The sequence below is a fragment of the Nisaea sp. genome (assembly GCF_034670185.1).
Taxonomy (GTDB): domain Bacteria; phylum Pseudomonadota; class Alphaproteobacteria; order Thalassobaculales; family Thalassobaculaceae; genus Nisaea.
Map to the genome: position 1 here is coordinate 1,153,719 of NZ_JAXMNY010000001.1, position 19,209 is coordinate 1,172,927.

Consider the following 19,209-nt stretch of genomic DNA (forward strand, 5'->3'; position numbering starts at 1 on the left):
CATAATTGTCGTCCTTTTTTGTCATCTTGGTTTTGTTAATTCCTGTCCGGTGCCTGTGGCAGCCGAAAGTCAGAAGTCTTCTATCCTGATCTGCCGCGGCTCTTCCAGCACGCAATCCAGCCTCGCCAGTTCCTCGAACGATGCTTTGATCGCCGTTTCCGAGGTTTCATGCGTAGTCAGAACCAGCGGCACCGCTTCTTCCGGATTGCGCGCCCGCTGGATCATCGCCTCGATAGAGACATCATGATCCCGGAAAATTGCCGTTACATCGGCGAGCACACCCGGCCGGTCGATCACCATCAGCCGCAGATAATAACATCCCGTTAATGAAGAGATCGGCGCTGTCCGGGCCGCCGAAAGCTTGCTTGAATCAAGACCGAATACCGGCACCCGACGGCCAGCCGCGAGATCCATGACGTCGGCAATCACCGCCGATGCAGTTGGCCCTGCTCCGGCGCCGCGCCCGTAGGAGAGCGTTGTGCCCACGGCGCTGCCTTCCGCAACCACGGCATTAAACACATCCTCGACCTGCCCGATAGGCGTATCCGCCTTCACCATGCAGGGGTGGACGCGCTGCTGCACGCCTGAATCCGTTTCCTCGGCAATCCCGAGCAGCTTGATGCGGTAACCGAGTTCCTCGGCGAACGTGATGTCCAGTGGCGAGACATGACGGACCCCCTCGACATGGACGTTCTCGAAATCGACATGGTGTCCAAAGGCGATGGCCGAAAGAATAGCGAGCTTGTGCGCCGCATCTACCCCGTCCACGTCAAAGGACGGGTCGGCTTCGGCATATCCAAGCCGCTGTGCATCGGCCAGCACATCGTCGAACGGGCGGCCGGTCTCGCGCATCACACTCATGATGTAATTGCAGGTGCCATTCAGAATTCCATAGATCCGCTTGATATGATTCCCAGCAAGCCCTTCACGCAGCGACTTGATGATCGGGATACCGCCGGCAACTGCAGCCTCGAACCCGAGGCCAACATCTTTCTCTTCGCATGCTTTGGCTATTTCGGATCCGTGATGCGCGACCAAAGCCTTATTCGCTGTAACGACCGACTTGCCCGACTTTATAGCGCCCAGCACGAGGTCATAGGCCACGCCTTCAGAGCCGCCGATGAGTTCCAGCACGCAATCGACGTCGTCGCGGCTAGCCAACGCTGCCGCGTTGTCAACCCAGTCAACACCGGCAAGATCGACACCGCGATCACGGCTCCTGTCCCGAGCCGAAACGGCCTTCAACTCGATGGCACGCCCGGCACGGGCGCTCAGCATCGCTGTGTCAGTCAGCAAAATACGCGCCGTCTCCGCCCCGACAGTACCCAGCCCGGCGATTGCTACTCTGAACGGCTGCATGGATGCATTCTCCCTAACGGACATGCGCCGGAATCCGTCCATTTATGGATCCCGCCGCAGCAGATTTAACGTGCGGCCCGGCGGCGGAGCCACCAAGGCCCCGCTTTCATACCCCGCAGGGAGCGCGGGTCAATAGATGAGATAAATTTCAGCCCGACGATTTTCCGCTTCTCCTGCCGGCATCGCTTCTGAGGAGACAGGCTGGCTGTCGCCAACAGCAAGCACGGAAATCCGGTCGGACGGCGCTCCCGCATTGATCAGCGCTTCGGCAACCACGTTCGCACGCTTCAAGGAAAGCTCGAAATTAATCAGCTTGTGCTCGGACGGATCCATGTTCCGGGTACGGCTCGACGCGTGGCCGACGATCTCGACACTCGCGTTGTAGTCCCGAATCAATGGCACCAGCTCGCGAATTACACCGCGGTCCGAGCCGGACAGCCGGGAGGACCCATTGGTAAAGCGAATTACTCCTGCCTGGTATGAACCGCCACCACCAACTGGATAGTTTTCGAAGGATCCCGGCAGTGCACTCTCGTCAACGATCACACTCGGGTCGTCGAAATTGAATGGCTGGTTCTCCGGAATAGTAAGGGCCAGAAGCCCGGTTTCCGCAGCAAGCGGTGCCGGAACCGGCTCAGGTTGGATGACAGGCTCCGGGGTCGTTGGAACCGATGCCGTCTGAGTTACTGTTGCCGCCGCCGATACTTCCTCCTGGGCTGTTTCCGATGCCGGAGGGGGTTCAACAGCAACGGCTTCTGAGGAGCCAGTTTTAGCGTCAGAGATAAATTTCTTATAGCGCGCGCCGAGCGTCCCGGTTTGGGGCTGGTCTGCGCGACTACTGCGTGTTGTCGGCTCCCCTACCCTGGCGCTTGTTACCGGCCGATCGCCCTCTGATTCAGGCGCTGGCGAATTTGGCCACAAGCTGGACCGCGATGAAGTGTTTCCGGTATCGGCCACAGCCTGAGACGGCAGCGACGAAGCTGCTGCCTTCGCCGGCTCCTCCATCTGCTTGGTTGCTTCATCCGAAGCTGTCATCCGAATTGGTTTAATCTCTTCTGCGGCGACACTTTCGGTCCCTCCGCTAGGCTCGGAAGCAGCAGGGGCTTTCGGTTGAATCTGCGCAAGTGAGCCAGTGCTGGCATCTGTCACCGATGGTGCGGAGCCTTTGTCGTCATACTGCGCATTCGCCCTGTCAGAGACCAATTCATCCTTGATATCCGCCCGCTCCGCAGCCGTCGTGCGCGGCGCCGGATTATCGGGGACAGAAGAGACATTCGGATAGGTGCCGGTATCGCCGGACGTATCGGCATCGGAATCATCGAACCAGCCACCGACGGCAGACGCGGAGTCATTATACCATTCAACCGGATTAAGCGCGTCCGGCACGGATGAGCACCCCGCAAGCGTCAAGCTTAAGGCCGTTACAAGACCCAAAGCCGATTTGTGGCGCCCTTTATACATTTCCGTCATCCTTCAGAAACTCCGACCCTCGGGCCAGTCTCGCGAAACCGGCCTTAGACAGTAAACTTGCTGCGAACGGATTTATCATAGTTGCTTGGAAAAACACAGATTACTATCTGATTTTAAGGGTATGATTCTTTGAAATGCCACACTCTATCCCTACTATTGCTACAATCGATTTCAAATGATCGGCTGAGAGAGTGAGGCGGGGATGCATGAGCATTCGGAGGAGATGAAGCAAATCGACCCGGTTGAATTCGCCAACACCATGCAAGACATCGCAACACGATCGCAAAAGCTCGTGAGCAGCTTCATGGAGCGCCAGAAACTTGACGGCAAGGCTGCGGATTCCGATCCGCTGCATCTGGCCGACGCTTTCATGTCCCTGACGAATCAGATGATGAACAATCCGGCTCATCTCGTTCAGGCCCAGATGGACCTCTGGCAAGGCTATATGGATATCTGGAACCGGTCCACGCAGCGCTGGCTGGGAAAAGAAACCGAACCAACCGTTCAGACCGAGACAACCGACCGCCGGTTTCGCGATGAGGCCTGGCAGGAAAATGTCGTCTTCGACTTCATCAAACAAAGTTATCTTCTGACATCACGCTGGACGCAGGACCTGGTCGGACAGACCGAGGGGCTCGATCAGAAAACCCAGCAGAAGGTCGACTTCTATACCCGCCAGTTTGTCGACGCGATGGCACCGACGAACTTCCTGATGACCAATCCGGAGGTGCTGCGGACCACCGTTGAAACCCACGGCGACAACCTTGTACATGGCCTGCAGAACCTGCTTGAAGACCTTGAGCGGGGCAAAGGCAAACTGTCGATCCGGATGACAGATCCCGATGCTTTCGAAGTCGGCAAGAACATCGCCACGTCGCCCGGAAAAGTGGTTTACCAGAACGACCTCATGCAGCTGATCCAATATTCACCATCGACCGAGACGGTCTATCGCCGTCCGCTGCTGATCGTGCCGCCGTGGATCAACAAGTTCTATATTCTTGACCTGCGAGAGAAGAACTCCTTCATCCGCTGGGCCGTATCCGAGGGCTTCACTGTCTTCGTCGTCTCCTGGGTCAATCCGGACGAGAAACTGAGCCGGAAATCCTTTGAGGATTATATGCTCGAGGGACCCTTGGCCGCACTCGATGCAATCGAGCAGGCAACAGGCGAGAAAGAGGCGAACGTCATCGGCTATTGCATCGGCGGCACGCTGATGGCGGCCACCCTCGCCTATATGACCGCGAAGAAGGACGACCGCATAAAGTCGATCACGTTCTTCACCACCATGGTTGATTTCGAGGAGGCGGGCGAGCTCAGCGTTTTCATCGACGAGGAGCAGCTCGCGGCACTCGAAGAGAAGATGAACAAGCGCGGCTATCTCGACGGCTCCGAGATGGCGACGACATTCAACATGCTGCGCGCCAACGATCTTATCTGGTCATTCGTGGTGAACAACTACCTGCTCGGCAAGGATCCCTTCCCGTTTGACCTGCTGTACTGGAATTCCGATTCAACCCGGATGCCGGCAGTGATGCACAGCTTCTATCTGCGCAAAATGTACCAGGAGAACAAACTGATCGAGCCAGGCGCCCTCACGCTTGCGGGGACGCCGATTGACCTCAGCACGATCAAGACACCGGCATTTATCCTTTCGACCAAGGAAGACCATATCGCCCCATGGAAATCGACCTATCGGGCGACACAAATCTATTCCGGTCCCATCAAGTTCTGCCTTGCAGGCTCGGGCCATATCGCCGGTGTTGTCAATCCGCCCGGCGACAAGCCGAAATACGGCCATTACACCAATAGCCGGCGCCCGAAATCACCGGATAAATGGCTCGAGGGGGCGACCTATCACGAAGGCACCTGGTGGCCTGAATGGGCGAAATGGATGTCTCGCCATGGTGGCGGTCAGGTCGAGGCGAGGGTCCCCGGTGACGCAGCCTTGAGCGTGATCGAGGATGCACCCGGCAGCTATGTGAAAGTACAGAAAAAGGACTGACAGACCTTAGGGGCACCGCGTCAGTCCTCCGCTAGGTATTCCTGCGCCAACTCCCAATAATGGACGGAGACATAGGAGAGATACTGTTTCTCCTGCTCCGTCAGATCGCGTGTGTATCGCCCCGGATTACCCATCCAGAGTTGGCCCGTGCGAACAATCTTGCCCGGAGCGACAAGCGCGCCCGCAGCAACCATCGCGCCGGTTTCGACGATGGCTCCGTCCATCACGGTCGCCCCCATGCCGACAAAGGAGCGGTCTTCCAGAATACAGGCGTGAATGATTGCAGCGTGTCCAATCGACACATCGTCGCCGATCTCCGTGCCCTGCCCTATTGAGCTGACATGCACGATTGTCCCGTCCTGGATATTGCTGCGGCGCCCGACTCGGATCGGATTGTCATCACCACGCAGGACAGCGCCGTACCATATGCTGCTCTCCGCACCGACGGTGACGTCACCGATAAGCGCTGCAGTTGCCGCCAGAAAGGATGGGGCCGCGACCGTCGGCGTCTTCCCCTTAACACGTCTCAAAAGTGCCGGCACTCTCGTCTCCAGGTAGCCAGTGTATGTCATCACATATCTAGACCAGTCCCGGCCGTCATGCAGCATCAGGACTTGAATTGTCAGGAGCGAAAGTTCAGAACCGCTCGTCCTTATGCAATACGGCAATTAAGCATTCCATGAACAGTGACCAGCGAATCTCCCCGTCATGCTGAATCGGAAATGGCGCAACGTCGCGCTGCTGACCTTCTGCGAAGTCCTCGCCATGACGCTCTGGTTCAGCGGCTCGGCGATCATTCCCGGACTTCGACAGGAAATGGTACTGAGCGACAGTCAGGCCGCTGCCATGGCGAGCGCCGTATCCTTCGGGTTTGTCGCTGGCACTCTGCTGAGCGCATTTTTCACACTTGTCGACCGGGTCAGACCGCAGACGCTGTTCATGTTAGCCGCGCTCACGGCTGCCGCCGCCAATCTGGCGACGCTTGCGATCGATCCGGCCGGCCCCTGGATGCCTTTCCTGCGCTTTATCGTCGGCGCCTGCATGGCCGGGGTCTATCCGGTCGGCATGGTTCTGGTTTCCTCCTGGACAGAGAAAGACCGCGGCTTCCTGGTCGGACTGCTGGTCGCGGCCCTGACACTGGGCTCCGGGGCGCCACACCTGATCGATCTGTTCGGTGGCCTCGACTGGCGTTTCACCATTATTGCCAGCTCATCCATGGCCGCAGTCGCCGGGCTTCTCTGCCAGCTCTTCGAGCCCGGCCGTCCCTTTGCCAAGGCCGCGGCCTTCAAGCCCGGCCAGATGCTTCAGGCCCTGACCGATCCGGCACTCAGGCTCGCCAATTTCGGCTATTTCGGACACATGGTGGAACTCTATGCCGTCTGGGCCTGGATCGGCCTGTTCCTCGCGTCCAGCCTGGCAATCTATCCGGGCGGTGAACATGCTCCGGAACTGGCAAAACTGCTCGCCTTCACCATGATCGGCTCCGGCGCCGTCGGCAGCATTGCCGGTGGCTTTCTCGCGGATCGCATCGGCAGGACCCGGCTTACCATCGGCGCGATGGCAATCAGCGGAGTTTGTTGCATCCTCGCCGGTTTCGCGTTTGGTATGCCAACTTATGTACTTGTCATCTTGTGTGTGGTGTGGGGTATTTCCATCATTGCCGACTCAGCCCAATTCTCCGCAAGCGTAATCGAGCTCTCCCCGCCTGCCTATGTCGGCACCATGGTCACGACGCAGACCTGCATCGGCTTCGTGCTGACCATCGCGACGATCCATGCCGTTCCTTTCCTGGTCGATTGGTTGGGCTGGAGCGGCGCTTTTGTTCCACTAGCGGCCGGCCCATTCCTCGGCGTTTTGGCCATGGCTAAACTCCGGGCCATGCCGGACTCCGTCAAGCTGGCACACGGACGCCGTTGACACTGGGATGTGGCGTTCGTCCTCCTTGGAATCTCGCGGCGTCACTCACCCAGAAACAGAAACAGTCTTTTTCCAGATACAGGAATCCTCTTTTTAACCTTGTCCAAATGTGGCCATCTCCCATCTGGACAAGAACCGGAACGTCGGCCCGGACCCGAAACCATATGAACGGATGAGGCTTCATGAACGATCAAGCGCCCTATACGCCCCCGAAAATCTGGACCTGGGATAAAGAGAATGGCGGCAAGTTCGCCAGCACCAACAGGCCGATCGCAGGCGCCACGCACGAGAAGAAGCTTCCGGTCGGGGACAACCCGCTCCAGCTCTACTCGCTGGCAACGCCGAACGGTGTGAAAGTCACCGTCATGCTTGAGGAACTGCTGGAGCGCGGCCACAAGGGCGCTGAATACGACGCCTACACCATTCGTATCGGCGACGGCGACCAGTTCGGCAGCGACTTCGTTGCCATCAACCCGAACTCCAAGATCCCCGCCCTGCTCGACCGCAGCACACCAACGCCGACCCGCGTTTTCGAGTCAGGCTCGATCCTGCTCTATCTCGCCGAGAAATTCGGCGATTTCATTCCAAAAGATCCCGCCAAGCGGGCAGAATGCCTGAACTGGCTGTTCTGGCAGATGGGCAGCGCGCCGTATCTCGGTGGCGGGTTCGGACATTTCTATGCCTATGCGCCGGAGAAGTTCGAATATCCGATCAACCGGTTTGCCATGGAAACCAAGCGTCAGCTCGATGTTCTGGACCGGCAGCTTGCCGAGACCCCATACATCGCCGGCGATGACTACACCATCGCCGATATTGCGATCTGGCCGTGGTACGGCGTCCTGGCACAGGGCAAGATCTACAACGATTCCGGCACCTTCCTTGAAGTCGACAGCTACAAGAACGTTCAGCGCTGGACCAAGGAGATTGCCGCTCGCAAAGCCGTGAAACGCGGCCGCGTCGTCAATCGTGTCTCCGGTGATCCGAGCGAACAACTCGAAGAACGGCATTCCGCCGCCGATATCGACAAGCTCGGTCTCTAGAGCCGCGACATAGAACCGCCCAGGCCATCAAGTGGCCTGGGTGGCCATCTTTCCTGCCCGCTTCCTCGCGTAAATCACAACGATTCCTCCGCTTACGATCAACACTCCAGCGGCTACCTGGAGCGACCCGATATTCGGCCAGGCACCGTAGCCGTACGTGGCGATGAAACACTCGAGCACAGCGCCAACCATCGGCAGCGCGAGCGCCGCGGCAAGGTAGTTGTGCGTGCCGGCGACTGCGGCTGCGCGCAAGCCGAGATATGTCGCCAGTCCCCTGAGTGTAATCCCGAGCCCAAGTCCTGCCGCCCATAGCTCCGGCCTCATAAGCTCGGCAATATCCGCATCTCCAGCCAATCCCGCCGCTGACTGGAGGATACGCCAGACGGCAAAGCCGATTGCGGTCAACAACAGGACAATCCCCGTAAGACGCAGGCGCGTGCGCGGCGCCAGTGCCATCATGTGGGGATGCCGCTCCGCAAACAGACTGGCACTCAGAACGCAGACTTGCGACAGAGCCAACAAAAGGAGTGCCGGGTTTTCGAGGCTGCCATCGAACCCGAAAGCTGTCGTTACGGAACCCGCAACAAGCGGAATATGCCCCAGCAACTCAAGGCGTGTCGGTTGCCGGTTAAACAGCAAACAGACAGCAAGCGCAGACATTGGAACGCCAATGGATCCGAAAAACCCGGCCTGAAGCACATCGACATGGATCAGCGCGGCCATATACAGCGCCGCTGTTCCAATTCTGAAAATGCCAATCAGCCAGGTATCCAGCCGCCAAAGAGCACTGACGCCGACTTCCGCCCCCCGTGAAATCACGATGAAAAACAGGCCGCCGGAACCCATTTGCAGGAACGTAAACATCCATGGATCGAGGCTGAGTCCGATTATCAGGGCACGACTGCACACAAGCAGCAATGCCCAGGTCGCGATGGATGATATCAAAACCGGGGCAGCTGATCTCTGCATGAAAATTGATCCGCGACAGCGTCGGAGTGAAGACAGAATAGCGATACATTTGTCGGCTAAAACATCAATTACTGACTCGATTGATACAAAAATTAATCAATTGGCCTAACGTCATGAACTGGGATGATCTCCGCATATTTCTGGCTGTCGCTCGAGAGGGAACGCTGCGGCAAGCAGCGGCAACACTCGGCATTACGCAGCCAACCGCCGGGCGCCGATTGCAGGCCCTGGAAGCGGCTCTTGGTGTCACATTGTTCACGCGCGGACGCTCCGGACACCGACTGACAACAGCGGGGAAATCCCTTAGACCGACCGTGGAAGCGATGGAGAAATCGGCGGCCGAACTCGCCCGGCAAAGGGATCACCTGCAGGCACCGGCCGGGGGCATTGTCCGGATTAGCGTCATGGAATGGCCCGGTGCATTCCTTGCACGCCACTTGTGCACGGCACGCCAATCCGGCCTTGCCATTGAACTGGTTTCATCGGAGCGGACCGAGAGCTTTGCACGCCGGGAAGCGGACCTCGCGGTGCGCCACGGCCTGCCGCTCACCGGAGCATTCATCACGCGCAAGGTCGGGACCATGAGACCTGCGATCTACGCAAGCCACGCCTACGCCTCAGGTCATCCGGAAGCCCAAACGGAACACCGCTACCGGCACTGTGACTGGGTGCTCTTTACCGAAGAGCAAGCCCATTACAAAAGCATGCGCTGGTTGGATACCCGTCTCGACCCATCGAGACCTGCCTTGCGGGCGACAACGACCGATCTCGTCCGCGAGGCGGTCGGGTGCGGCGGCGGACTGGGGCTACTGCCCTGCTTCATCGGCGACGAAGATAAGCGGCTTGTTCGGGTCACGCCCCCGATTGACGAACTGGCGTCGGAATACTGGATAATCATGCCACCCGAGACCGCAGAGTTTCCCTATCTGAGGCGGGCCGTCGACTGGGTCGCCGACAGCTTCAAGGACGATCGGGTTTCCCTGCTCGGATAGCACACGGGATGCACGTCATTTGCCGGTGCCCTTGAGCACATCACGCACGATGTCGAGAACGATTCCGGTTGCCTTCTCGATCAGTACCACGTCCGTTCCGGCGATCAGCCGCTCCGTTCCCGGCACGGCCGGTCCCAGTCGCGCCGTCAGACCGGGCGGCAACGGACGACCTGACAAACCCGGAGGCAGCGGCTCACCCCGGTCCAGACGTTTCTGCAGTCCGGGCGGCAGTTTCCCGTCCTTCGCGCGACCGGACGCCGCCCCTTTACCCGGCTTCTTGCCTTTGGCTTTCCCTTGGTCCTGGGTGTCGTCTCCGGCAGGTTTCAAAAGAGTGCCGACCAGATCGGTGATGACCAGGATATCCTGTTGGGAAAACTTGGCGCCGGACGGCGCCTGACCTGCATTTGTCAACGAGGGTGTCGCTGCAAGCACGCATGTCATCACGGCAATCAGCAAAAATCTCATAGTGTGTCCTTTTCATCCCCTGGATGTTCTTCCAGATTGAGCCGACCCAGAGAGATCCTAACCCCAGATTTACCGGCGTGGTCAAAAACACTGCTTCAAAACAGAAATTCTGGTTTAAAAGGTATCCAAAATGGCGGCCGCGTGCGCTGCGAGCGGATGATTTTGCAAAAGGACTGATACCATGGGTGCGAAACTGAAGATCCTGTCGGCCATCCTGCTCATTGTCGGGCTTGCCGGCTGTTCTCCGGAAATCGGATCGGAAGCCTGGTGTGCTGACATGAAAGAAAAGGCCAAAGGGGATTGGACCGCCAACGAAGCCGCCGACTTCGCTAAACACTGCCTGGTCTAGCGGGCTGAGGCGCTGGCCTACCGCCCAGGCCGATCGGTCTCCGCGTAGCATCCGCGTTCGATTTCCTCGATCAGGCTGAGCGATTTCGGCGCCCAACCCATTTCCGAGCAGTCGAGGCCGACGGCGGTCATGGCCTGCTGCCATACTTCATAGGAGACGAGGATCAGCGGCTCTCTCGCGTCACCCCTCCGATTGAGGAGCTGGCAGCCGAATACTGGATGATCATCCCGCCCGAAAGCGCGCAGTTCCCTTATCTTCGCCGCGCAATCGACTGGGTGCCAAACCGGGCTGACTATTCACGCGTGATCCCTGGTCGATCAATTCAATTCCAGAAAGCTTCCTGGATCTCAGCAGTTCGGGGACCGTCAGGGGTAACTACGCTCACCTTGGTGCCGCTGTCCCAGTGCGTAACGTGAACCATGCCGATTGAGACATTGGTCTTGAAGTCTGGAGACCATACTGCCGAACTCACGCGCCCGACTGTCTTTCCGTTCGCCTTAATCGTCCAGAATTCCTCACAAGCGGGCACCGGGTCCCCATCAATCGAGATCGGCCGAATTTGTTGAACCGGCCCTTCCTTTGCCACTCTCAAGAGAGCATCCCGTCCGATACACCCGATTGCGCTTTGCGTATTACAGAACCGGCCCAATCCGCATTCGTGCGGTGTGTTGTCGTCGGTCATGTCGTTTCCGTAAGAAAGAAGACCGCTCTCTATTCGCTCGATCAGATTTGGGCATCCGGCATGAACATCCAGGTCCTTCCCTGCTTCCATCAGGGCATTCCATAGAGGCATTCCCATATCGGAACCATTGAGATAAATCTCGAAACCGCCTTGTTTCGAATATCCCGAACGGGCAACAACCATGTCCCGCCCCATGAATTCAAAGTGGCTGAAGCGGAAAAACCGAATCCTGCGAACAGAATCGCCGAACACCCGGGCCATCAGGTCCTCGGCTTTTGGTCCCTGAACGGCCAATGGCGAAACATCGGGTTCGTCCACCAAAACATCGAGGCGGTATCCGTAGGCCAGCCCTTTCACCCAATAGAGCAGATCGCTGTCAGCAATGGATATCCACCATCTGTTATCGCTTAACTTGAGGAGTACCGGGTCATTCAGCATCCCTCCCGTCTCATCCACGATCGGTATGTAAGAACACTGGCCCGGCAACATGCTTCTCAAGTCGCGAGGGGTCAGCATTTGTACCAGTCGACCTGAATCCGGTCCGCGGATCTCCACCTGTCGCTCACACGAGACGTCCCAGACCTGCACGGCTTCTTTTAGATGGCGATAGTCTTCCTCTACCGACCGGAACACCGTTGGCAGCAACATGTGATTATAAACAGTGTAAGCACGGACACCGGCCTGCTCGACTCCGTCTGAGAAAGGCGTGCGGCGCAATCTGCGTGACGCCGAAAGGAAAGGAACACCCATGGAATTGCGCCTTGAACCTATGCAACAGATTTCTTCTGTTTACTTTGGTTAGCGCCACCAATACTTTCTTTTAAACGACAAAATGCAGTAACGAAAAAACAAAACGTGGAATTTAGACCATATTATCGGTCTGTGTTTGATGTTCGAAAGAAACAAAACACCGTCATCTCAACATAATAATACTGCAGTTGAGAGAGCGCCAAATACCCTCAAAACTGCAGTTTCCGATCAGCTTCCCGGCTTAGGCTCCTGCGTAGCAGCCGCTCTCAATTTCCTCGATCAGGCTCGGTCCATTCGGCTCCCAACCAAGTTCAGCCCGAGCCCTTAGTGCCCGCACCCGGCTATTCGATCCCATGGTGTCGTTTGCCGGCCCCTCGCCCCAATGCCCCGCCGCTTCAGCCAGGGTCATTTCCGTGGTGCCTTCGCCATAGCCGAGCGTTTTGCCAATCGCGGCGCAGACGTCGCGCATCGCGTTCTCTCCATTCTCGGCATAGAAGAACGATCCGGCTGGCGCGTTCTGCAATGCGAGAAGATAGAGATCTGCAAGATCGCGAATATGGACATTCGACCAGACATTGGTTCCGGGCCCGATATGGCGCGCTGCGCCGGTCTGCTGGGCGAGATCAATCAGCCAGGGAACCTGCATGCTATCCGGATTGACGCCGAGACCTTCTCCATAAATCAGACTGGGCGCTATAATCACGGCACGCACACCGTTCTCCGCCGATGCCAATATATCCCGGTTGAGAGCGACACGCGCCGCACGCGCCGGCGACGGCTCGATAGGCGTGTTCTCATTGAATACGGCCTCGCCATACCGCCCTTCGTCGCGGCGTCCGACAATGCTCGATCCGCTTGTATGGAGAAAAACCTTACTGCTTCCCGCCAGTGCAGTGAGCATCGCCTCGGCGGCTGGCCGGTGGTCAGCGCTTGCCGCATTCACGACAGCGTCGGCGGCCTGCGCCTCCCGCACCAGAAGTGAACTGTCATCGAGATCGCCGATAACCGGATCAATGCCCTTCGCCCGAACGAGGGATGCTTTTTCCTCTGTCCGCAACAGACCTCGAACAGTATGGCCATTCTCCATTAAACGGGCAGCAACTGATCCGCCTATATATCCGCTCGCTCCAGTAAGAAAGATGTTCACTTCATTCCCCCAAAAGCCGGTTTTTTGTTATCTGATGCATATGGCTCCGGATCTACCTGAAGATATCAAACACCCCATGGCGCCGAGGCACAGCAGCCCCATTAGACGTTCAGAGGGCCTGGTAGAACAGTCAACAGGTTGCCAATAATCTGGTTCCGTATTTTGAAAGTTGGCCAAATAAAAAAACGCGGCACAAGGCCGCGTTTTTCCGTCTGAGATATTTGGTCGCGTTAACGCTTGGAGAACTGGAAGCTCCGGCGCGCTTTCGCCTTACCGTATTTCTTACGCTCGACCACACGCGAGTCACGGGTCAGGAAGCCAACCTTCTTCAGCGGCGGGCGCAGGCCCGGCTCGAAGTAGGTCAGTGCCTTGGATATACCGTGACGCACGGCACCGGCCTGGCCCGAGAGGCCACCACCAGTGACGGTGCAATACACATCGAACTGGTCTTTGCGGTCCGTAACGTCGAACGGCTGATTGATCACCATGCGCAGCACCGGGCGGGCGAAGTACACGCTGTCTTCGCGACCGTTAATGCTGAACTTGCCGGTACCCGGCTTAATCCAGACGCGGGCGATTGCGTTCTTACGCTTGCCAGTGGCATAGGCCCGACCGAACTTGTCGAGTTTCGGCTCAGCTTTCACCGCCTCTTCGGCCGCGTCCTGCTTCAGAGCCTCGAGCGCTTCCAAGCCTGCGCCTTCGTTGGTCTCTTCAGTCTCAACTGACATGGCTTACCTCTTGTTCTTCGGGTTCATCGCGGCGACGTCCAGCACTTCAGGCTGCTGCGCCTCATGCGGATGCGCGGCACCGGAATAGATACGCAGGTTGCGCATCTGCTCACGGGCGAGCGGGCCACGGCTGATCATCCGCTGCACGGCTTTCTCAAGCACCCGTTCCGGATGCTTGCCGTCCAGGATCTTGTCCATGGTACGGGACTTGATGCCGCCCGGATAACCGGTGTGCCAGTAAAAGGTTTTGTCGGTCCGCTTGTTGCCGGTGAGCTTCACCTTTTCAGCATTGATCACGACGATGTTGTCGCCACAATCCATGTGCGGGGTGAAGGTCGGCTTATGCTTGCCGCGCAGGTAGTTTGCGAGAACGGAAGCGAGGCGGCCCAGGATCATGCCTTCGGCATCAACGATCCACCACTTCTTTTCGATCTCGCTCGGTTTTGCCGAGTAAGTACGCATCTCTTTAACCATCCAGTGATGCTGCTAAATCCAATAGCCACACAAGAACAGAAGTCCTCTGCAGCGGTCGGCGTAAAATACGGATGCGCGTTATGAAGTCAAGCGCGAAAAAGTACGTTTTTTCAATAGCTTTACAGCAACGGTATTATATTACCGCGCATGTAAGTCGTTTTATAACCGAATGAAAGGCTTAACGTCCCGCAAACCCTGGTTTGAACCGCATCGAAGCGACGAGCCTTTCGCCCGGCGGGACCGCCTGTATCCCCGTTCCAGTAACGCCTGCCGCCGAGAGATTGATGGCATCGATACAGTGAGTCACGGGCTCCACACAGAAGAACGGCTTTCCGTCAGGCGTAAACAGAATGACATGGGAGAGCCCCTTGCTGCCGTCGATTTCAAGGCTTAGGCCATCGCCTGGCCAATGCAGCAATGCACGGCCTCCCCAGCCGCCGAAACCGGTATCAAGCCCACGTGGCAATGGCCGCCCCTCTGTCCCGGAAAAACCCAGATCTCCGGGAACACTCTTCGGACCGGCAGGCAGAACTCCATCAACAGCCGGCCAGATCGAAGCGAATGAGGTTGTCAGTACCGGCCCCGCCCGCCATGGCAGATACGGGTGATGGCCGAGCCCGCCCGGCATGGCCATCGGCCCGATATTATCCAGCTCCATTGAAATGCGAAGCGTTCCACCCGTCAGATCGAAAACCTGCCGCGCCTGATAGGGAAAGGGCCAGTTCTCGCCCGAATAGACATAGGACAGCGCAGCGTAGGTATCGGAAACGGTATCGACATCCCAGGACACCGAGCGGCCATGTCCGTGAATGGCGTGTGGGGCGTTCTTCTCCGTCACGGCGATCCGATGCTCAGCGCCATCCCAGATAAAGCGGCCATCCCTGATGCGATTGGAGAACGGCACCAGGGGAAAGCTGCCCCATGCAGTTGCATCTCGACCGTCAGAGCCCCCCGATTTCGGCCGAGGCACAAACCAGTCCGTCCGTTCCTCATCAACCTCGCTCCAGAAAGCGGAGATGCGGCCGCCCGATTCCGGCAATATCTCGATATTCAGGGGGCCATCTGAAAGCCGGATGACAGATTCGGAACTCATTCCTGCTCTCGCGGCGGGATCGAATAGGTCGCGGTTACATGGCAAACCGGATCGTCTTCTTCACCTGCGCTGAACAGGGTGACTTCGCCATAAGCCAGCCGCTTGCCGCATTTCAGCAAACGCCCTTCCGCGACCAGGTCCACCGGCTTTGGACGGCGCAGGAAGTTGGCATTCAGGCTGGTGGTCACGGCGAGCTTCACAATACCGATGCGCGACAGCACGCAGGCATAAACCACGACATCCGCCAGCCCCATCATCACCGGACCGCTGACCGTGCCGCCGGGGCGCAGGAAATCCTGCTGATAAGGCAGCACCGCCCGGGCTGTCCCATCGCCGATCTCCTCGAACCGCACGCCGTACTGTCCGACCGCAGGCACTTCCTCCCGCGCGATCCGGTCCATTTCGGCATTGCTCAACTTCGTCATTCAGTCCTCCCCCGGGGGCGTAATACCGATATTGTTGTGTTCATACGGTATTTTACGCGCCAGCATGTGCGGCCAGTATGTGCGGATAAAACCTAGGATAGAGCCCCATGAGCAGTCATCTCTTTTCCCCGATCAGTTTTCGTGACCTGACCTTGGATAACCGCATCGCCGTATCGGCCATGTGCCAATACGCGTCCGAGAACGGGTCCGCGAACGACTGGCACCTGATGCACTATGGAAACCTCGCCATGGGCGCAGGCGGGCTGCTGATTACCGAGGCGACGCACGTTTCCGCCGAAGGCCGGATTTCGCCCAAATGCCTTGGCCTCTATTCGGACGAGAATGAAGCGACGATCAAACGGTTCGTCGACTTTTGCAAAAAGTACGGAACGGCAAAGCTCGGCATCCAGATCGGCCATTCAGGCCGCAAGGGCTCGACCAATCCTCCGGGCAAGGGCGGCAAGCCCGTTGACGAGGGCGAAGGTCGCTGGCAGACCGTCGCCCCCTCGCCTCTTGGCTATGCGGACTGGCCGGCGCCGCTCGGACTCGACGATGCCGGACTGGCCAAGATCAAAGCGGAATTCGTCGAGAGCACCATACGGGCGGACAGAGCGGGATTCGACCTCGCCGAGCTGCATGGCGGGCACGGTTATCTGTTGCATCAGTTCGTCTCGCCGCTGAGCAACCAGCGGACGGACAGCTATGGCGGCAGTCTAGAGAACCGTCTGCGCTTCCCGCTTGAGGTTTTCGAGGCATGCCGTGCCGTCTGGCCAGCAGGAAAGCCCTACGCTGTCCGGTTCTCGGCGACAGACTGGGTGGATGGTGGTTTCACGCCTGATGAGGCAGTGGCTTATGCGAAGGAGCTGAAAGCCCTCGGATGTGATTTTATTGACGTCACAACCGGTGGTCTCGACCCGCGCCAGAAAATCGAGGTCAAGGCCGGATACCAGGTTTTCCTTGCCGAAAAGATCAAGAAAGAAGCCGGTATCCCGACCATGGCTGTTGGCATGATTGTCGGAGCGCAGCAGGCGGAAAACATTATAGCCAAAGGCGAAGCTGACATGGTCGCATTGGCCCGCGGCGTGATGGACGACCCGCGCTGGGCCTGGCACGCGGCGCAGGAGTTGGGTGAGAGCATTGCCTACCCGGAGCAATATGCCCGCTGCGCGCCGAATCTCTGGCCTGGCTCCGCATTGAAGTAACTGGCTAGCCATCTTGCGGCCAATCAGTCAGATGCCATTGTTACTGCTTTTGAGCCAGGCGATTGCCTCTTCGCGACCGCAGAATATCTCGTGCTCTACAGGAGAAACTGCGCTCGCCATGTTGCTATAGGCCTGCAATAGCTGACGCTCGGACGGAATGCTAACGACAATCGCGTTCCGGGCCCCTAGACCGCGTAAATTGGCAAGATCCGAGCCTTTCATGGCAACTCTCTGAAAGTTCGCGGCTCTGAACGATGAAACGCGCGCTCCAAGGAAATTCCAGAGCGCGAGTTTTCTCGGGCTGTTTGCATGGTATGTCGAGGATACCGAAATTATTTCGTCGGCAGACAAATCACCAGTGCCCACAAACTCGACAAAGTCGTCATGCTCATGGACTTCGATCGGCACTAATTGAACCTCCCTAATATCTTTTGATTAAGTAGAGATCATCTGCCGGCCGAATATCAACCTCCGCAAAGAACGCCTCTTCCCGGGTGCACTCGATATACGACTTCAAAGGACGCAAACGCATGCAGAATGAAACCAGCCAGATCCGCCGGGTGTTGATGAAGCATGCGAAGAATGCCTTTGTTTCGCAGGGAAAATTGGCTTCTGAATGGCGCAGCCTGAACTATCTGGAGGAGCCGGATTTCTCGAAGGCTTGCGCCCAGTCGGACGCTCTGGCCGACATTCTGATTAGGCTTGGCTGTTCCGTCGAATGGCTTGGATCTGACGAAACGGTCGGGATTGATTCCATCTATGTGCGCGACAATGCCATCGCCTCCGACAACGGGCTTGTCCTCTGCCGAATGGGCAAGGAAGCGCGTCGTCCGGAACCTGCGGCGATGGCGCCGGGTCTGAAGCAGGCTGGAGTGCCTGTCCTCGGCCAGATTGCCGGCACCGGGAAGATCGAGGGCGGCGATTTGATCTGGCTGGATGGCAACGTCCTGTGTGTGGCCGACGGTTACAGGACAAATCCGGAAGGTGTCCGGCAGCTAACGGAATTTCTCGGAGATGCCGTATCGGAAGTCATCACCGTCCCGCTGCCACATTGGAACGGCCCCGACGATGTATTGCACCTGATGTCCTTCATCAGCCCGATCGCGCCAGACCTGGCGTTGGTCTATTCCCGAATGATGCCGGTCTTCTTGCGCAACTGGCTGCAAGAGCGCGGTATCGAGCTGGTCGAGGTGCCTGACGAGGAATATGACAGCATGGCATGCAACGTGCTGGCAGTCGCCCCTCGGGTTGCCGTTATGCTGGATGGCAATCCGGTAACGCGGCAGCGCCTTGAGCAAGCCGGTGTCGACGTCCATGTCTATGATGGCTCGGAGATATCCGCGAAGGGTTGCGGTGGGCCGACCTGCCTGACCCGTCCGCTAGAACGGGGCTGATCGGCTTCCCGGTCAGCCGACGTCTCAGCCGACTTCGCGCGAGGGAATATCCGGGGTTGCGATCCCGAGCAGCTCGGGCAGCTTTGCCATATCATCGAACAACTCATGCACACCAACGGCGGCGAGCCCGTCCGGGCCGTGATCGGCATAATATCCAAAGACCCGCATGCCAGCTGAAATTCCGGCGCGGGCGCCCGTCGGACTGTCTTCGACCACGACACAGTTCTCCGGCGCCACCCCCATGCGCTCCGCGCAATAGAGATAGAGATCCGGCTCCGGCTTCGGAATGCCGACCATGTCGGCAGAGAAGATACGACCTTCGAAATGTCGCTTCAGGTTCGTCACACCAAGCGTGACATCCATCTTTTCAACCGGCCCGTTGCTACCGACACAAATCTTCGTGCCGGAGTCCGAAATTACGGACAGTGCGCTGTCGATCCCGGGAATGGCCCGCAGCTCCTTGCGATAGAGCTTGAACTGCTTGGCGTAGATGTTCGGGACCCAGTCTTCGCCGAGTTCCCGGCCGATCATCGCTTCGACGTCCTTCTGGATGAAGGTGAGCTTGCCGCCGAGAAAACGCTTCAGCGCATCCTCAGCCATGATCTCGACACCGGCTTCGGTCATGGCGGCGGCTATGATCCGGTTTGCAATGGCTTCGCTGGCAACCAGCACACCGTCGCAATCAAAGATAACGAGTTCGCATTTCATGCCATCGGTATAGCAGCCGAGGACATGTCCCGTCACCAAATGT

The 19,209-nt window shown here is 58.0% G+C and carries 20 protein-coding genes; 7 read left to right on the forward strand and 13 right to left on the reverse strand.

Features of this window, described 5'->3' with window-relative positions; translation table 11 throughout:
- Window positions 1-69: 69 nt before the first annotated feature.
- Both VOI22_RS05455 and VOI22_RS05460 read right to left on the reverse strand, forming a co-directional pair.
- Window positions 70-1,359, reverse strand: coding sequence for a homoserine dehydrogenase (locus tag VOI22_RS05455; protein ID WP_323795544.1), 1,290 nt, complete (start codon window positions 1,357-1,359; stop codon window positions 70-72).
- Window positions 1,360-1,488: 129 nt separating this feature from the next.
- Complete coding sequence (locus VOI22_RS05460) at window positions 1,489-2,820, reverse strand: OmpA family protein (protein ID WP_323795545.1); 1,332 nt, start codon at window positions 2,818-2,820, stop codon at window positions 1,489-1,491.
- A 211-nt stretch (window positions 2,821-3,031) separates the two neighbouring features.
- Between VOI22_RS05460 and VOI22_RS05465 the strand changes: the two genes are divergently transcribed.
- Window positions 3,032-4,831, forward strand: coding sequence for a class I poly(R)-hydroxyalkanoic acid synthase (locus tag VOI22_RS05465; RefSeq protein WP_323795546.1), 1,800 nt, complete (start codon window positions 3,032-3,034; stop codon window positions 4,829-4,831).
- A gap of 20 nt (window positions 4,832-4,851) precedes the next feature.
- On the opposite strand, the gene VOI22_RS05470 is transcribed toward VOI22_RS05465, so the two are convergent.
- Window positions 4,852-5,373, reverse strand: coding sequence for a gamma carbonic anhydrase family protein (locus VOI22_RS05470; RefSeq protein ID WP_323795547.1), 522 nt, complete (start codon window positions 5,371-5,373; stop codon window positions 4,852-4,854).
- 166 nt (window positions 5,374-5,539) lie between these two features.
- On the opposite strand from VOI22_RS05470, the gene VOI22_RS05475 reads away from it, so the two are divergent.
- Both VOI22_RS05475 and yghU read left to right on the forward strand, forming a co-directional pair.
- Window positions 5,540-6,748 (forward strand): MFS transporter, encoded by a 1,209-nt coding sequence (locus tag VOI22_RS05475; RefSeq protein ID WP_323795548.1) that lies wholly within the window; start codon window positions 5,540-5,542, stop codon window positions 6,746-6,748.
- Window positions 6,749-6,930: 182 nt separating this feature from the next.
- A complete protein-coding gene (yghU, locus tag VOI22_RS05480; protein ID WP_323795549.1) occupies window positions 6,931-7,788 on the forward strand; it encodes a glutathione-dependent disulfide-bond oxidoreductase in 858 nt (285 codons plus the stop codon).
- Between the two features lie 27 nt (window positions 7,789-7,815).
- Here the strand turns inward: yghU and VOI22_RS05485 are convergent, their stop codons facing one another.
- Window positions 7,816-8,757: a hypothetical protein gene (locus tag VOI22_RS05485; RefSeq protein WP_323795550.1), complete on the reverse strand. Its 942-nt coding sequence runs from the start codon at window positions 8,755-8,757 to the stop codon at window positions 7,816-7,818.
- Between the two features lie 113 nt (window positions 8,758-8,870).
- Between VOI22_RS05485 and VOI22_RS05490 the strand changes: the two genes are divergently transcribed.
- Complete coding sequence (locus VOI22_RS05490) at window positions 8,871-9,749, forward strand: LysR family transcriptional regulator (protein ID WP_323795551.1); 879 nt, start codon at window positions 8,871-8,873, stop codon at window positions 9,747-9,749.
- A 15-nt stretch (window positions 9,750-9,764) separates the two neighbouring features.
- Here the strand turns inward: VOI22_RS05490 and VOI22_RS05495 are convergent, their stop codons facing one another.
- Window positions 9,765-10,214 (reverse strand): hypothetical protein, encoded by a 450-nt coding sequence (locus VOI22_RS05495; protein WP_323795552.1) that lies wholly within the window; start codon window positions 10,212-10,214, stop codon window positions 9,765-9,767.
- A gap of 181 nt (window positions 10,215-10,395) precedes the next feature.
- On the opposite strand from VOI22_RS05495, the gene VOI22_RS05500 reads away from it, so the two are divergent.
- Window positions 10,396-10,563: a DUF3012 domain-containing protein gene (locus VOI22_RS05500; RefSeq protein ID WP_323795553.1), complete on the forward strand. Its 168-nt coding sequence runs from the start codon at window positions 10,396-10,398 to the stop codon at window positions 10,561-10,563.
- A gap of 322 nt (window positions 10,564-10,885) precedes the next feature.
- Here the strand turns inward: VOI22_RS05500 and VOI22_RS05505 are convergent, their stop codons facing one another.
- The 6 genes from VOI22_RS05505 to VOI22_RS05530 all read right to left on the reverse strand — a co-directional run bounded on the left by VOI22_RS05505 (window position 10,886) and on the right by VOI22_RS05530 (window position 15,862).
- Window positions 10,886-11,995, reverse strand: coding sequence for a dimethylsulfoniopropionate demethylase (locus VOI22_RS05505; RefSeq protein ID WP_323795554.1), 1,110 nt, complete (start codon window positions 11,993-11,995; stop codon window positions 10,886-10,888).
- Between the two features lie 241 nt (window positions 11,996-12,236).
- A complete protein-coding gene (locus VOI22_RS05510) occupies window positions 12,237-13,142 on the reverse strand; it encodes an NAD-dependent epimerase/dehydratase family protein (RefSeq protein ID WP_323795555.1) in 906 nt (301 codons plus the stop codon).
- Between the two features lie 230 nt (window positions 13,143-13,372).
- Window positions 13,373-13,870: a 30S ribosomal protein S9 gene (gene rpsI, locus VOI22_RS05515; RefSeq protein WP_323795556.1), complete on the reverse strand. Its 498-nt coding sequence runs from the start codon at window positions 13,868-13,870 to the stop codon at window positions 13,373-13,375.
- A gap of 3 nt (window positions 13,871-13,873) precedes the next feature.
- On the reverse strand, window positions 13,874-14,332 hold the full coding sequence (rplM, locus tag VOI22_RS05520) for a 50S ribosomal protein L13 (RefSeq protein ID WP_028465003.1): 459 nt from the start codon (window positions 14,330-14,332) through the stop codon (window positions 13,874-13,876).
- Between the two features lie 190 nt (window positions 14,333-14,522).
- Window positions 14,523-15,437 (reverse strand): aldose 1-epimerase, encoded by a 915-nt coding sequence (locus VOI22_RS05525; protein WP_323795557.1) that lies wholly within the window; start codon window positions 15,435-15,437, stop codon window positions 14,523-14,525.
- On the reverse strand, window positions 15,434-15,862 hold the full coding sequence (locus VOI22_RS05530; RefSeq protein ID WP_323795558.1) for a PaaI family thioesterase: 429 nt from the start codon (window positions 15,860-15,862) through the stop codon (window positions 15,434-15,436). Before VOI22_RS05530 ends, VOI22_RS05525 begins: the two co-directional genes overlap by 4 nt.
- A 107-nt stretch (window positions 15,863-15,969) precedes the next feature.
- On the opposite strand from VOI22_RS05530, the gene VOI22_RS05535 reads away from it, so the two are divergent.
- Window positions 15,970-17,064 carry an NADH:flavin oxidoreductase/NADH oxidase gene (locus VOI22_RS05535; RefSeq protein ID WP_323795559.1) on the forward strand — a complete coding sequence of 365 codons (1,095 nt, stop codon included), beginning with the start codon at window positions 15,970-15,972 and terminating at the stop codon, window positions 17,062-17,064.
- 27 nt (window positions 17,065-17,091) lie between these two features.
- On the opposite strand, the gene VOI22_RS05540 is transcribed toward VOI22_RS05535, so the two are convergent.
- Window positions 17,092-17,472 carry a hypothetical protein gene (locus tag VOI22_RS05540; protein ID WP_323795560.1) on the reverse strand — a complete coding sequence of 127 codons (381 nt, stop codon included), beginning with the start codon at window positions 17,470-17,472 and terminating at the stop codon, window positions 17,092-17,094.
- A 122-nt stretch (window positions 17,473-17,594) separates the two neighbouring features.
- On the opposite strand from VOI22_RS05540, the gene VOI22_RS05545 reads away from it, so the two are divergent.
- Window positions 17,595-18,458, forward strand: a complete 864-nt coding sequence (locus VOI22_RS05545) for a dimethylarginine dimethylaminohydrolase family protein (protein ID WP_323795561.1) — start codon at window positions 17,595-17,597, stop codon at window positions 18,456-18,458.
- Between the two features lie 24 nt (window positions 18,459-18,482).
- Here VOI22_RS05545 and VOI22_RS05550 read toward each other — a convergent pair whose 3' ends face one another.
- Window positions 18,483-19,202: an HAD family hydrolase gene (locus VOI22_RS05550; protein WP_323795562.1), complete on the reverse strand. Its 720-nt coding sequence runs from the start codon at window positions 19,200-19,202 to the stop codon at window positions 18,483-18,485.
- Between the last annotated feature and the right edge of the window lie 7 nt (window positions 19,203-19,209).